The following is a 14,223-nucleotide window of genomic DNA, read 5'->3' as shown; positions in this document are numbered from 1 at the left end:
GCGGAAGTCGGACTGCCGATGATCGACCCGCTCGACATCGCCGAGACCGCCGCGGCGACACTGCTGGACGCCACCCACGTGGGGCAGACCTATCTGCTGACGGGGCCCCGCACCATCTCGCCTCGGCAGCAAACCGCCGTCCTCAGTGAACTCCTCGGACAACCGGTGCGATTCGAGGAACAGAGCCGCCAGGAGGTGGAGCGACAGATGCTGGCCTACCTTCCCAACCCGCCGTGGAAGCGGTGCTCGGCGTGCTGGGCACCCCCACCGAGGTGGAACAACAGGTCAGCCCGGACGTGGCACGGGTGCTGGGCCGCGAGCCGCGCCCCTACGCGGACTGGGCGAAGCGCCACATCGCCGCCTTCAGCTGAACCGCGCGTTGGCCCGGTACCGTCCCGGCGTCACCGACACGTGCCGCTTGAAACTGCGCACCAGATGCGGCACCGACCGGTCCAATCGCAGCGCGGCCTCGGCGAGCGTGACCTTCCTGGTGCTGGACGGCCGCTTCGACATCGCCTTGCGCGACGTCGACGGCGCCGAGACGACCGTGGCGCTGCACCAAGGCGACGTGTTCGTCGTGCCCCGAGGCACCGAGGACAAGCCCTCCTCGCCGGGCGGCTCGATCCTGATGTTCGAACCCCAGGGCACCTCCACGACCGGCGACCGCCACGAGGGCGAGATCCCCGCGCACGTTGACAGCACTACGGGACTCTCCCTAGACTAGACTCAACGTCTAGTCTAGTCTAGGTCTCCCACTCACACGTCAGGAGACCTCATGACCGCGTCACCCCGCCGGTTCGCCGCCACCTCGGTGGCCTTCGCGTTCTGGATATGCATGGCCGGAACCACCGTCCCCACCGCGCTGTATCCGCTGTACCAGAACGAGTTCAGCTTCTCGGCACCCATGGTCACGGTGATATTCGCCGTCTACGCCGCCGGCGTCGTGTGCGGGCTGCTGGTGTTCGGCCGCCTCGCCGACCAGATCGGACGCAAGCCCACGATGCTGATCGCCCTCACCCTGTCGCTGGCCGCCGCGGCGGTGTTCCTGCTGGCCACCGGAACCACGATGCTCCTCATCGGCCGGGTGCTGTCGGGCCTGTCGGCCGCCCTGATCACCGGCGCCGCCACCGCCGCGCTCAGCGAACTGATCCCACCGGACGGGCCGATACGGTCGGCCTCGGTGGCGCTGTGGGCCAACATGGGCGGGCTCGCCGGCGGCGCGTTCCTCGCCAGCGCGATCGCCGACGGGACCTCCCAGCCACTGCTGACCCCGTGGTGGGCCACCGCCGCGCTGGCCCTGCTGGCGTCGCTCGCGCTGTGGCCGCTGCCGGAGACAGCACGCGCCCGGTCCCGGTTCGCGATGCAGAAGCTGCACTTCCCCAGTGAGATCCGCGCCGACTTCACCCGCTCGGCCGCCACCGCCTCCGCCGGTTTCGCCGTCCTCGGGGTGCTGACCGCGCTGACCGGGAAGTTCCTGCACACCGTCGTTCCCGACGCCGGACACTGGGTCACCGGAGCCATGGTGGCCACCGCGTTCCTGTCCACCGCCCTCGGCCAGTTCCTGGCGCGAGCCCTGCCCTCCGGCTTTCGGCTTCCGGCCGCCTGTCTGGGACTGATCGCGGCGGCCGCCCTGGTCGGCACCGCCGTCAGCCTCACGTCCTGGCCGCTGCTGCTGTGCGGCGCGGCCACCGTCGGCCTGTCCACCGGCATCGCGATGGCCTTCGGACTGTCAGCCATCACCACGCGCAGCCGACCGGAACACCGCGGCGCGTCGGTGTCGACCTTCTTTGCGATCCTGTACACCATGCTGGCGCTGCCGGCGGTCGGCGTCGGTCTGGTCACCCAGGCGACCAGCCTGCCGGTGGCGGCGCGAACCCTCAGCACCGTGGTCGCCGCAGGAGCGGCCGTGGTGCTGTTCAGTCTGCTGTGGAGCCAACGCGACGCCGAACCGGCTCGGGTCGGCGGCCGGGAATAGGAGTCGAAGTGTCAGGCGGCGAGAAGGACGGGCCGACGGTGGTGAGCCGCACCGGCCCCAAACGCAGCGACAGCGCCCGGCTCGCCGTGCTGCACGCGGCCGACGATCTCCTGGCCGAGAAGGGCTTCAGCGGCGTGACGATCGAAGGCATCGCCACCCGAGCCGGAGTCGCCAAACAGACGGTCTACCGATGGTGGAAATCCAAAGTCGACATTCTCATCGACACCCTCGTCGACGACGCCGACACCAACCTGGCCTGGCCGCCCGAAGACGAGGACCCACCCGTCGTCCGGCTGCGCCACCACCTGGGTCGGGTCAACGCCTTCCTCACCCAGCCCGCCGGACAGGTACTGCGGGCCCTGCTGGGACACGCCCAGCTCGACCCGGCCGCCGCCGCCCACTTCGCCCAACGATTCGGCGACCCCCAACGCGAACGCGACCAAGCGGGCATGGCGACGATCCTCGACCTCCCGCGAACACATCCGAAGGTCGCCTTCGCCGTCAGCGTGGCGCTGGGCCCGTTGTACCACCGACTGCTCACCGGACAAGCCCCACTCGACGAGTCCGAACTCGACGAACTCACGACAATGGTGCTGGGCATGTATTGACAGATATGACTGTTTTGGGTAGATTTCGGTAACGGAAGGTGACGACCGTGGCTCTATCCAAGAACCCCGCCGCTTGGCTGACCGTCCTAATCGCACTGGTGCTCGTTCCGCTCGTGCCGAGTTCCGCGCAGGCGACCTGGCCGCGCACCACGGTCTCGTCCTGGATCACCACGCCCGACCGGGCCCGACTGTTGGATCCCGGACCCAGCCCGGTGTTCCGGCGCCACGGCAGCTCGAACCAAACGACGATCACTGTCGATGAGCGCCAACGCTTCCAGAGCATCGACGGTTTCGGCGCGTCGTTGACGGACTCGTCGGCGTCGCTGCTGTACAGCCTCTCCGAGTCGCAGCGCGACGACGTGATGGCGTCGCTGTTCGACCGGACCGACGGCATCGGAATGAGCTTCCTGCGCCAGCCGATCGGCTCCTCCGACTTCGTCGACGGCCCGCACTACACCTACAACGACCTGCCCGACGGCGAAACCGACTTCGACATGTCGCGATTCAGCATCGCGCACGACGAAGTCCGGATCCTGCCGCTGCTGCGGCAAGCTCGTGCCCTGAACCCGAGCTTGAAAGTGATGGCCACACCGTGGGGCCAACCGGCCTGGATGAAGGAGAACAACTCCACCATCGGCGGACGGCTCAAGGACGACCCTGACATCTTCGCCGCGTACGCGCTGTACCTGCTGCGGTTCGTCGAAGCCTACGAGGACGCCGGAGTTCCCATCTACGCGCTGACTGTCCAAAACGAACCCCAACACGGCGACCCTGACGGATACCCCGGTACCGACATGCCCGTGGAACACCAGGCCGCGATCATCGAGAAGCTGGGCCCGATGCTCGACGACGCCGGGTACGGGCACGTCAAGATCCTGTCGTTCGACCACAACTGGGCGCTGCACCCTGACGATCCTGGGGGCAATCCTCGCTACCCGTACGACGTCTTGAAGAGCCAGGCCGTGACGTGGATCGACGGCACCGCGTATCACTGTTATGCGGGCAGTCCCGATGCCCAAACGGCGCTGCATGATTCGTTCCCCGACAAGGACATCTGGTTCACCGAATGCTCGGGTTGGCACGGGAACGACGACAGTCCCGCGAAGTACTTTTCGGACACTCTGCGCTGGCATGCCCAGAACGTCACGATCGGGACGACCCGCAACTGGGCTCGTGCGGCGATCAACTGGAACCTGGCGCTCAACTCCCAGGGTGGTCCGGCGAACGGCGGCTGCGGCAACAGCACCACGGGGAAGTGCACCGGGGTGGTTCATATCGACGGCACCACCGTCACGCGAAACGCCGAGTACTACAACCTTGGGCACATGACGAAGTACGTCCGACCCGGGGCGGTGCGTATCGGCAGCGACAACGCCGGTGACATCCACAATGTGGCGTTCAAGAACCCGGGCGGCACCATCGTTCTGGTCGCCACCAACATCGGCGGCTCTACGCAGACCTTCACGGTGAGCTGGTCCGGCCGGAGCATCGAGTACACACTCGACAGCGGAGCTGTCGCCACACTGACCTGGCGAGCGTAACTCGCGGGCTCGTCCCTCGTGCGAGCTACCCGCGATTGTCCACCGTGAGGTGACGACTTCCGGCCGCCGATTCCATAGCGTTGGCGCAGCCGCGGCGACCCGGCCGCGCCCCTACGCAAAGGACTCCACATGCGACTGTTGAAGCAGCTCGTGGCCATCGCGGCGGTCTCGTTCCTCGGTGGACAGGCCGTGTACGCCGTGTCGGACAACAAGCTCCTCACCCTGTTCGTCGGTCTCGCGGTGGCCGTGGCCGCCCTGGCCACCTACGCGTGGGTGGTGCGATGGTCCGAACGCCGTAAGCCGGTCGCCGAACTCGCCGCCAACCGCGCGGCGGCCGGGATCGGCTGGGGGACACTGATCGGCGCCGGACTGTTCGCCCTCGTCATCTTCAACATCGCCTTCCTCGAGGGCTACCACGTCAACGGCAGGGGCTCGATTGAAAGCGCAGTGGCACTGTTCGGCTTCATGGCCGCCGCCGCGGTGACCGAGGAGCTGTTGTGGCGCGGCGTCCTGTTCCGGATCGTCGAGCAACGCATCGGCACCTGGATCGCGTTGACGCTCACCGGGCTGGCGTTCGGCCTGGTGCATCTGGTCAACCCGAACGCGAACCTGTGGGGCGCGATCGCCATCGCGATCGAAGCCGGGGGCATGCTCACCGCCGCGTACGTCGCCACCCGGTCGCTGTGGCTGCCGATCGGGCTGCACTTCGGTTGGAACTTCGCCGCGTCGGGCATCTTCAGTACCGAGGTGTCCGGAAACGGGACCCCGCAGGGACTGCTGGACGCGTCGACGTCGGGCCCGGTGATACTCACCGGCGGCGACTTCGGTCCGGAGGGAAGCCTGTACTCGGTGGTGTTCTGTGTGCTGGCGACGGTCGTGTTCCTGTGGCTGGCGCGGCGGCGCGGCAACCTGGTCCCGTTGCGACGTAGCGCCCGCGCCGAGGCGCCCGCTACGCTCTCCCGGTGATCGATCTGCGGCGGGCCCGGGACACGTGGCGAGGCTGGGACGTCACGATCCGGGATCTCCCGCTCGCGCTGCTGCTGTTCGGTGGGTCGTTCCTGCCGGCGCTGCGCGACCACGTCACCCAGGTCGGTGACCTTCCGCCGCGTCCCTTCGACGCGTACGCCGCCGTGCTGCTGGTCGTCCTGTGTGCTCCGGTGGCCGTGCGACGCCGTTGGCCCGCCGTCAGTCTCGCCCTGGTGTCACTGGGTTTCCTCATCGGTGAGCTGTTCAGCTACCACTTCGTCGCGGGCGCGGCACTGCCCATCGCGATACTCAGCGCGGGCGCCCACCTGGCGCACCACCGCCGCGTCACCATCGCCATCCTGTCCACTGTGTATGTGGCGTTGGCGATCACGCTCGACCGTTTCGGCTCCACCGAGGGGTTCGCCGGTTTCGGGCTGTTCTACCTGGGGCTGGCCATCTCCTGGGGCGTCGGCTCCTGGCTGCGCTCCACCCGCGCCACCGAGGCCGAACGGCGTCGTCTCGTCGCCGAGGCCACCCGCACCACCGAACGCGAGCGCATCGCCCGCGAGCTGCACGATGTCGTCACCCACCACGTCACCGCGATGGTCGTACAGGCCGAAGCGGCCCGCTACCTGACCGCCACCCCCGACCGTCTCGACGAGACCCTCACCGCCGTCACCGATACCGGACGCCGGGCCATCACCGACCTGCGGCACCTGCTCGACCTGCTCAACCCCGACCACGGCACCGAGACCCCCACACCGTCCATAGGCGACCTCCATTCCCTCGTGGAACACACGCGCCGGGCCGGACAACCGGTGGAGTTCACCGAAACTGGGACCCCCAACAGCCACAACGGCAGCGCCGAGTTCGTCGCCCACCGCGTGGTGCAGGAAGCACTCACCAACGCCCTCAAACACGCCCACGGCCAGCGAACCACCGTCGAAGTCCACTATCGATCTCAGGAGATCGCCGTGGAGGTCACCACCGACGGCTCCGGTTCCCAGGCCGCGTCCCCCGGCGGCAGCGGCCGGGGCCTGACGGGACTGCGCGAACGCGTCTCCGCCCTGGGCGGAGACTTCAGCGCCGTCCACCATCGACCAGACGGGTACCTCATCCGGGCCCGCATCCCGACGGGAACCGCGTCGTGACCGAACCGATCCGGGTGCTGATCTGCGACGACCAGGCCCTCATCCGCGCGGGCTTCGCGACCATCATCGGCGCCCAACCCGATCTCGACGTCGTCGGCGAGTGCGCCGACGGCCGCGCCGCCGTCGAGCTGTCGCGACACCTGAACCCGGACATCGTGGTGATGGACGTGCGGATGCCGGTGCTGGACGGCATCGAAGCCACCCGCCAGCTGGCCGGTGCCGGTGTGGAGGACCCGGTCAAGGTGCTCGTCGTGACGACGTTCAATCTGGACAAATACGTCTACGAGGCGCTGCGCGCCGGAGCCAGCGGGTTCCTGCTCAAAGACGCCCCACCGGCCCAGCTGCTGCACGGCATCCGCACGGTCGCCTCCGGTGCCGCGCTGTTGGATCCCGACGTGACCCGCCAACTCGTCGGCCGCTACGCGGCCCGGATTCGTCCCGCCGAGGACACCCCCGACGACACCGCGCTGACCCCGCGTGAACTGGAAGTACTGCGGCACATCGCCAACGGCCTGTCCAACAGCGAGATCGCCGCGACCCTGGTGATCAGCCACGAGACCGTCAAGACCTACGTGTCGCGCATCCTCACCAAACTCGGCCTGCGGGACCGCGTCCAGGCCGTCGTCTACGCCTACCGTCGCGGACTGGCGTCCTGACCTCCCGCGACCTAGGCTTTCGGCATGTCCGTCCCGTGGCTGGCCGACCTTCCGTCACACCTGCGCGAAACCCTTGACCGGACGGAGTTCGCGCCGCCCCACTCCGAGCTGTCCGCGCTGCGCGCCGACCTGGAAACCCGCACCGGGCACCTGGTGATGACCTACCGCCTCGACCCGGCCCCGCCCCGCCGGGGGAGCAGCACCCTGTGCCAGCTGATCGAAGCCGCCGAACTGACCACCGCCGACGCCGCCGCGCTGTCGGCCGCCGAGGAGGGTGCCCGCCGGTTCGGTGCCTGCCTGGTGGCGTACCGCAACCCGCTGACGTTCAAGGCGAATCACTGACAATTGTCACCACTGGTCCCGGCGGTGACCGGGCACAGTGGCCGACATGAACCCCACCACCCTCCCTCCATCCGCACCACTCCGGCAGCGTCGCATGTGGCCAGTCATCCTCGTGTGGGGGGGCGCCTCAACCGTCGCGGCGGCCGGTCTGCTGGCGGTGCAACCGCTGACCGGCGTGAGCATGGAGGTCCTGTCGCTGGTGATGCTCGCACCGGGAATCGGGGCCGCGATCTGCTGGGCCACCATGCGAAAGCACCTGCCTGACTTCCCGAAACCGGCTGGCACGCGAACGTTCCTGCTGTCGATCGGACTGTCGATCGCCGTCACCGCCGTCTATTTCGCCGCCGTGTCACTGTTTCGTGGCCAAGCCCCGCAGATCCCCGCGACCGTCGCCGGAACACCGGTCGCGATCATGATCCTGGCCCAGACCCTGGGTGCCCTGACCGAGGAGATCGGATTCCGCGGCATCCTGTTCCACGCCCTGGGAGTGCGGCTGCCGCGCTTCGCCACGGCGGTCATCGTCGGCGCCGCCTTCGGTGTCTGGCACGTCCAGTACTTCGCGCTGCCGCTCGTCCAACACGCGGCGTTCCTCGTCGGCACCGTGACCCTGACGGTCACGATGACCTACGTGATGACCGGATCGCTGTGGCAGCGCATGGTCGTGTGCACCATCATCCACCTGGGCGCCAACCTCGCGCTGGCCTTCACCGGCGGCCAGGCGATACCGATGACGGCCTTCGGCCTGGCGCTCGTCGTCGGCTGTGTCATCGCGGTACCGCTCAGTCGAGCTTGCGAACGCGCGAGCTCTCGACGGTGACCGGCTGCCCGTCCCGGTTGAGCGCGCGCAGTTCGGACAGTTCCCGCTCCTGCCCGTCGACGAGCGTCGAGTGCGGCTCGTCAGCGGCGAACGCGTGCCGCTCACCCCACTGCCGCAGGGCGACCACGACGGTGAACAGGTCGCGCCCCGCTTCGGTGAGCCGGTAGTTGTAGCGCCGTCCGTCCGCCGCGTCCGACTTGTCGAGGATGCCGTGCTCGACGAGCTTGCGCAGCCGGTCGGTGAGGATATTGCGGGCGATCCCCAGGCCCCGCTGGAAGTCCGTGAACGTCGACGCCCCGTCCATCGCGTCCCGGATGATCAACAGACTCCACCGATCACCGACCAGATCGGTGGTCCGCGCCACCGGACAGGCCGCGTCGGTCCAGGTACCCCCAGTGGCGAGTGTGACGTCCACCGAACCCTCCCAAGATCAGTTGCAATATGAAACCAGTATGCCCTACTGTCATTTCAGTTGCATTGTGAAACCAATAGGAGGGCGACGTGACAACAGGACTGACCACCCGACGACGCGTACTGCTGGCCATCGTGTGCGCCGTGGCGGTGTCCACCATCTACGGCATCCAACCGGTCCTCGAAGCCGCGGGCCGCGACCTGGGAATGAACCCGGCCGCCCTGGGATGGCTGGTGGCCTCCGGGCAGATCGGCTACCTCGCCGGACTCGTGCTGCTGGTACCCCTCGGCGACCTGCTCAACCGCCGCAGGCTCATCACCACCCACCTCGTCCTCATCGCGCTGGGCGCGGCCATCACCGCGATCGCCCCCACCGCCGCCATCGCGATCGCGGGCCTGGCCCTGGCCGGGCTGTTCGCCGTCGTCGTCCAGACCACGGTGGCCTACGTCGCCGCCGTCTCCCCGCCCCGTCAACGCGGACGCGACATCGGGGCGGTCACCTCCGGCGTCGTTATCGGCATCCTCGGCGTACGCGTCGCCGCGGGCAGCCTCGCCGACCTCGCCGACTGGCGGGCCGTCTACCTCGTCCTCACCGGACTGTCCGTACTCCTCGCATTCGCCACCGCGACCATCCTCGACGCCGACCACCCCCGCCCCCAAACCCGCTACCCGCGACTGCTGGCATCCCTGGCGCACCTGGCCGCCACCGACCGGCTGCTGCGCAACCGCGGCCTGGTCGCGTTCTTCCTGTTCGCCTCGTTCGGAACACTGTGGAGCGGCCTGGCGCTGCCCCTGACCGAAGCACCCTGGCACCTAACGACAAGCCACATCGGACTATTCGGGCTCGCCGGTCTCACCGGAGCCCTCGGAGCCGCCCGCGCCGGCCGCTGGGCCGACCGGGGCCTGACCACCAGGGTCACCATCTGGTCGTTGGGACTGCTCATCGCCTCCTGGCTGCTCATCGCCCAGACGGGATCGTCACTGTGGCCGCTGATCGTCGGCATCATCGCCCTGGACTTCGCCGTACAAGCCGTCCACGTCAGCAACCAACACCTGCTCACCACCGCCCACCCCGAGCGAAGCAGCACCGTCATCGGCGCCTACATGGCCTTCTACTCACTGGGCTCCGCGCTGGGAGCCATCACCACGACCTGGGCATACAGCCTCGCGGGATGGCCAGCCGCCAGCCTGCTCGGCGCCGCCTACGCCGCGCTGGCGCTTCTCGTCGCCGCCGCACTCCACCAAACCCCGACCCGCCCCCATGCGAAGCCCGCCGACGGTAACCACACTCGCGCCGAAACCGCCCGATGCTCGGAGTAATGGCAACCCGGACGGTCCAGATAGGTCTGGCAGTCCGATTCGTCCTCACGATGATGCCGACGCTCGGCCGCGTCAGCGGCGCCGAAACCGACGATCCGCTGATCCCGGTACTGCGCGGTCGCCGAAGTACCACGCCGCGCGAACAGGTAGTCGATCCGGCGTTTCTTCCCGTCCTGACCGAAGTAACGGATATGCGTCCATAGTTTCTCGATACAGTCGGCGTCCTTCCCGCACCCCGACCGCAGCGGATCGGCGAAGCCATTGCCCGACCGCATCTGCCGGTACCACTTGCACCACTTCAGTTTCCGGTTGATATCGCCATAGTTCATGTCACCGCCCACCACCTGAAGCGCGCTATCGCGATACGACTTCTCCCGCAGCTCGGCATCGAGCAGTCGCGCGTTGTCGTCCGCACACAAGGCATTGCCGCTCTCATGCGTCGGCCAGTGAATCGAGGCCGCCGCGACCCGCTGCCCCGACCGATGCGTGAAACCCGCCTTCACGTTGACGGTGCGGGACTGATCATTGGCGACACACTGCTCGCCCCCGGACTTCGGATTCGCCCGCAGCGACTGCCACTCCCGCGCTGAACCCTTCTCAAGGGACAGTGTCGCGGTGTTCCACACGATCGCGTTGAGCTGCTTGCCTTTCTCTGCCCCGCAACGGCCACCACCGTCCGGCTCGGTATCAGCCGTCACCCCCCGATACCGCCCCGAACCGAAACGCTCCAGCTCCTCGACGAACCGGTCCACCTGGGACTGACCAGCGACCTGTTGCAGCAGAACCAGATCCGGGGCATCCCCGTCGGCGATGTAATGAACCAGTTCGTCCCAATCGCCCTGACAGTCCTCACCCATCGTCAACAGGTTCTCGATGTTGTTGGAGTACACCAGGATCTCCGGACCAGGCTGCCCAGCCGAAACCGTCTCATCCACGAACACCGGCGAACTCGCCAACAACAACACCACGAGCGCAGCACCCACCCGGACGATCGAGCGCACGAACCTGCCCACCAAGCCTCCTGGAGTCCATCGAAGAAGCGCCATTGTAAACAGCGCCACTTAATAACCCCCAGGCGTGAAAAACCGATGGTCACGCCGGGAACTACCCGGGGTCGGGTGACGACTAAAGAACGAACACCCCTCGCGTGACCAAGGCCCCACGGAGGCCCACGCGCAGCGTCGAATCTTGTCGGAGGCCTGTCCATGTCCATCCCTGCCAGCCCGTCGCCGGCCGCGCCCACGGCGCCCGCTGACGCCCCGGTCTCACCCCCGCCGTCACGCCGCGCCGCCCGCCGATCGATCGTGCCGTTGCTGACGCGGCTGCACTTCTACGCCGGAGTACTGGTCGCCCCGTTCCTGGCGATCGCGGCGCTGAGCGGCCTGGCCTTCGTCTTCTCGCCGCAACTCGACGACGTCGTCTACGCCGACGAGCTGTACGTCGACGACATCGGCGAGACCACCCAACCGCTCGCCGACCAGGTCGCGGCGGCCCGCGAAGCGCACCCGGACGGCGACCTGGCCACGGTCATCCCACCCGTCGAACCCGACGAGACCACGAAGGTCGTGTTCTCACTGCCGAAACTGGGCGAGAAGCAGCACACCGTGTACGTCGACCCCTACGACAACAAGGTGAAAGGCACCTTGACAACCTGGTTCGGAGAAACCCCACTCATGACCTGGCTCGACGACCTGCACCGCAACCTGCACCTGGGCGCGCTGGGCCGCCACTACTCGGAACTGGCCGCGTCCTGGCTGTGGGTGATCGTGCTGGCAGGCGTATTCCTGTGGATCCGTCGGCAGTGGACCGGCCGCCGCAAACTGCGCCGCACCGTCCTGCCGGACACCAACGCTGGCAAGGGAGTCCGCCGCACCCGCAGCTGGCACGCCGCCACCGGAATCTGGCTCGCCGTCGGCCTGCTGGCCCTGTCCGCGACCGGCCTGACCTGGTCGCGATACGCGGGCGGCAACTTCGACATAGTCCAAGAGCAGCTCAGCGCCCAACGCCCCGTCCTGGACACCACACTCCCCGGGACCGACACCGGGGGAGAGGAATCCGGCGGCGGCCACCACGGCTCCCACACCGGCAACAGCGGCGACGCGGCCTACGACCCGTCCAACGTCGACAACGTGGTGGAAGTCGCCCGAAAAGCCGGACTGACCGGCAAGATCGAAGTGACCCCACCCACCGAAGCGGGCACCGCCTGGACAGTCGCGCAGGACGACGCCACCTGGCCGGTCGGCTACGACCAGATCGCCGTCGACGCCGACACCGCCACCGTGGTTTCCCGCAACGACTTCGCCGACTGGCCCCTCCTGGCCCAGCTGTCCAAACTCGGCGTCGCATTCCACATGGGATTCCTCTTCGGACTCATCAACCAGATCCTACTCGCGGCCCTGGCGATCGGCCTGTTGTGTGTGACCGTGTGGGGATACCGGATGTGGTGGCAACGCCGCCCCACCCGCACTGACCGCACCGCCCCCGTGGGCGCACCCCCGACCCGAGGCACCTGGCGCCAAGTCCACCCTGGAGCCTTCGCTGTCGGCATCGGCGTGGTCGTCTTCACCTGCTGGGCCATGCCCGTCCTGGGCGTCTCCCTGATCGCGTTCCTGCTCTTCGACGCGATAGCCGGACTCGTCCGACGCTCAACCGTCGACGCACCGCGCCATACCGGCGACATCGTTTGAGTTCGTTCGCATGCGTTGGTGCGACGGCAGAATGCTGCCTAGCATGCCGAGATGCGAAAACGCCTACTCATCGTCGCCGGACTGGCGGCCGTGATGGCTGCCGGTTCCGCGGTCGCCATCGCTGACCCTTTCGACTCCGAACGCCCAAACTCCGGTATGGACAGTGACTTGCTGGACAGCAAGCTCAAAGCCCTACAGGAAGCGGGCGCCCCGGCGGTGATCGCGGAGGTCCGCGACGGCGACGGTGTCTGGGAAGGCGCCGCCGGTGAACGGGTACTCGGAGAGAACACGCCACCCGAACCCACCGACCGGGTGCGGGCCTCCAGCGTCGCACTCAGCATGATCGCCACCGTCGCTCTGCAACTGGCTGATGAGGGCGAACTCGACCTCGACGCCCCCATCGACGAATACCTGCCCGACGTGTTGCCCTACGAGGACACCATCACCACGCGGCAAATGCTCAACCACACCAGCGGCGTGCCGGACTATTTCGTCCACATCTACGGATCACTGCACCAGGGCGACCCCACCGACGTGCGCGACAACCGGCTGAACGAGTACACGCCCGAAGAACTCATCGCGATGGCCACCGAGAAACCGCTGGACTTCGAACCCGGCAGCAAGTTCGCCTACTCCAACACCGGTTACACCGTGATCGGCCTGCTGATCGAGGACCTCACCGGCAAATCCATAGAGGACGCCATCGGCGAGCGAGTACTGGACCCGGCGGGACTCGACGACACCTACATGATGGCTCGCGACGGCGAGCTCGTCGTGGAAGGCCCGCACCCCAACGGTTACTTCGACGCCGGTGACGGCAAGGAAATGATCGATGTCTCCGAACTCCACCCGTCGCAGTTTTGGGCGGGCGTGGCCGCCGTGTCCAACCCGCGCGACATCAACCGCTTCTACAAGGCCATGTCCGACGGAACCCTGCTGAGCCCCGAACGGCTCGCCGAGGCCCGCGAGCTCAGCCCGCAGTCGGAGAAAACCTACGGTCTGGGCCTGCAAGCCTTCGTCAAACTCCCCGACAACTGTGCCCCGATCCCCGACCGCATCGCCTACGGGCACGGCGGCGACGGAATGGGCTACCTCACCTGGACCGCGCACTCCCCGGACGCCAACCGCCAGGTGACGTTCACCTTCACCCTCGGCTACGAACTCAACCCCACCGAGGAACTCAACAAGGCATGGCGCGGCCTGCTCTACGCCGGACTGTGCGACGTGGACATCAACGATCCCGCCGTGTCCAAGACCCTCCCGGATCAGTCCCCGATGACCCTGGAGTCGGCGTTCCGCTAACCACCCTCACACCCCTCCACAAGGGCCGGTTCACAGTTCTGTGCCTGTGAACCGGCCCTTGTACACGTCCCGGGGTACTACTTGACCGTGATGAAGACCCGCTTGATGTCGGCGTTCTCGCCGTCGCACTCCAGAACGACCTCGTACTTGCCGGGGTCGACGTCGGCGATCTTCGCGGTTCCCTTGAACGGCTTCTCGTCCTTGACCTCGACCTTGCCGTCGACGAAGGCGTTGGACACGACGACCGGCTTCGGGTCGTAGGCGCAGGTGCCGTACAGCTTGACGGAGGCGCCCACGGACACGGGCTTGCCGTTGTTGCCGTTGACTTCGAGGAAGGGGTCGCCACCGGCATCGGCGGAGGCGATTCCGGCGGTGATGGCGGCGGTGACGGCCACGCCGCCCACAACGAGGGCGGCAAGACGCTTGCGCATAAAGAAGCATTCCTTT

General features: G+C 67.6%; 16 protein-coding genes. 13 read left to right on the top strand and 3 right to left on the bottom strand.

All coding sequences use genetic code 11. From position 1 onward, the window contains the following. The first annotated feature begins 233 nt into the window (after positions 1-233). The 10 genes from SNAS_RS36765 to SNAS_RS16550 all read left to right on the top strand — a co-directional run bounded on the left by SNAS_RS36765 (position 234) and on the right by SNAS_RS16550 (position 8,056). Positions 234-371, top strand: a complete 138-nt coding sequence (locus SNAS_RS36765; RefSeq protein WP_169313890.1) for a hypothetical protein — start codon at positions 234-236, stop codon at positions 369-371. Positions 372-418: 47 nt separating this feature from the next. After that, the gene (locus SNAS_RS36760) at positions 419-724 is read left to right on the top strand and encodes a cupin domain-containing protein (RefSeq protein WP_244409027.1); all 306 of its coding nucleotides are present in this window, start codon (positions 419-421) and stop codon (positions 722-724) included. Positions 725-775: 51 nt separating this feature from the next. After that, positions 776-1,975 carry an MFS transporter gene (locus SNAS_RS16585; protein WP_013018600.1) on the top strand — a complete coding sequence of 400 codons (1,200 nt, stop codon included), beginning with the start codon at positions 776-778 and terminating at the stop codon, positions 1,973-1,975. 8 nt (positions 1,976-1,983) lie between these two features. Further along, a complete protein-coding gene (locus SNAS_RS16580; protein WP_013018599.1) occupies positions 1,984-2,583 on the top strand; it encodes a TetR/AcrR family transcriptional regulator in 600 nt (199 codons plus the stop codon). Positions 2,584-2,630: 47 nt separating this feature from the next. Further along, entirely contained in the window at positions 2,631-4,124 is a 1,494-nt protein-coding gene (locus SNAS_RS16575; RefSeq protein WP_013018598.1) for a glycoside hydrolase family 30 protein, read from the top strand. Positions 4,125-4,253: 129 nt separating this feature from the next. Continuing rightward, positions 4,254-5,090: a CPBP family intramembrane glutamic endopeptidase gene (locus SNAS_RS16570; protein WP_013018597.1), complete on the top strand. Its 837-nt coding sequence runs from the start codon at positions 4,254-4,256 to the stop codon at positions 5,088-5,090. Continuing rightward, on the top strand, positions 5,087-6,241 hold the full coding sequence (locus tag SNAS_RS16565; RefSeq protein ID WP_013018596.1) for a sensor histidine kinase: 1,155 nt from the start codon (positions 5,087-5,089) through the stop codon (positions 6,239-6,241). Before SNAS_RS16570 ends, SNAS_RS16565 begins: the two co-directional genes overlap by 4 nt. After that, positions 6,238-6,897, top strand: a complete 660-nt coding sequence (locus SNAS_RS16560) for a response regulator (RefSeq protein ID WP_013018595.1) — start codon at positions 6,238-6,240, stop codon at positions 6,895-6,897. The genes SNAS_RS16565 and SNAS_RS16560 overlap by 4 nt, the downstream gene beginning before the upstream one ends. Before the next feature lie 24 nt (positions 6,898-6,921). Beyond that, entirely contained in the window at positions 6,922-7,239 is a 318-nt protein-coding gene (locus tag SNAS_RS16555; RefSeq protein WP_013018594.1) for a hypothetical protein, read from the top strand. 94 nt (positions 7,240-7,333) lie between these two features. Further along, positions 7,334-8,056: a CPBP family intramembrane glutamic endopeptidase gene (locus SNAS_RS16550; protein ID WP_013018593.1), complete on the top strand. Its 723-nt coding sequence runs from the start codon at positions 7,334-7,336 to the stop codon at positions 8,054-8,056. Here SNAS_RS16550 and SNAS_RS16545 read toward each other — a convergent pair. Further along, positions 8,019-8,471: a winged helix-turn-helix transcriptional regulator gene (locus SNAS_RS16545; protein ID WP_013018592.1), complete on the bottom strand. Its 453-nt coding sequence runs from the start codon at positions 8,469-8,471 to the stop codon at positions 8,019-8,021. The two genes, SNAS_RS16550 and SNAS_RS16545, sit on opposite strands and share 38 nt — an antisense overlap. Before the next feature lie 86 nt (positions 8,472-8,557). Here SNAS_RS16545 and SNAS_RS16540 point away from each other — a divergent pair, with 86 nt between their 5' ends. After that, positions 8,558-9,787 carry an MFS transporter gene (locus SNAS_RS16540; protein WP_013018591.1) on the top strand — a complete coding sequence of 410 codons (1,230 nt, stop codon included), beginning with the start codon at positions 8,558-8,560 and terminating at the stop codon, positions 9,785-9,787. Here SNAS_RS16540 and SNAS_RS35185 read toward each other — a convergent pair. Then, positions 9,670-10,800, bottom strand: coding sequence for a hypothetical protein (locus SNAS_RS35185; protein WP_144300525.1), 1,131 nt, complete (start codon positions 10,798-10,800; stop codon positions 9,670-9,672). The two genes, SNAS_RS16540 and SNAS_RS35185, sit on opposite strands and share 118 nt — an antisense overlap. 192 nt (positions 10,801-10,992) lie before the next feature. On the opposite strand from SNAS_RS35185, the gene SNAS_RS16535 reads away from it, so the two are divergent. Together SNAS_RS16535 and SNAS_RS32870 are read left to right on the top strand one after the other, a co-directional pair. Continuing rightward, complete coding sequence (locus SNAS_RS16535; protein ID WP_013018590.1) at positions 10,993-12,474, top strand: PepSY-associated TM helix domain-containing protein; 1,482 nt, start codon at positions 10,993-10,995, stop codon at positions 12,472-12,474. A gap of 51 nt (positions 12,475-12,525) precedes the next feature. Continuing rightward, complete coding sequence (locus SNAS_RS32870; protein ID WP_013018589.1) at positions 12,526-13,776, top strand: serine hydrolase domain-containing protein; 1,251 nt, start codon at positions 12,526-12,528, stop codon at positions 13,774-13,776. A gap of 77 nt (positions 13,777-13,853) precedes the next feature. On the opposite strand, the gene SNAS_RS16525 is transcribed toward SNAS_RS32870, so the two are convergent. Beyond that, positions 13,854-14,207 (bottom strand): hypothetical protein, encoded by a 354-nt coding sequence (locus tag SNAS_RS16525; RefSeq protein ID WP_013018588.1) that lies wholly within the window; start codon positions 14,205-14,207, stop codon positions 13,854-13,856. Positions 14,208-14,223 lie beyond the last annotated feature (16 nt).

The sequence above is a fragment of the Stackebrandtia nassauensis DSM 44728 genome (assembly GCF_000024545.1).
Classification (GTDB): domain Bacteria; phylum Actinomycetota; class Actinomycetes; order Mycobacteriales; family Micromonosporaceae; genus Stackebrandtia; species Stackebrandtia nassauensis.
Note: the sequence above shows the minus strand (reverse complement) of the source record. Positions and strands in the feature narration are given on the sequence as shown.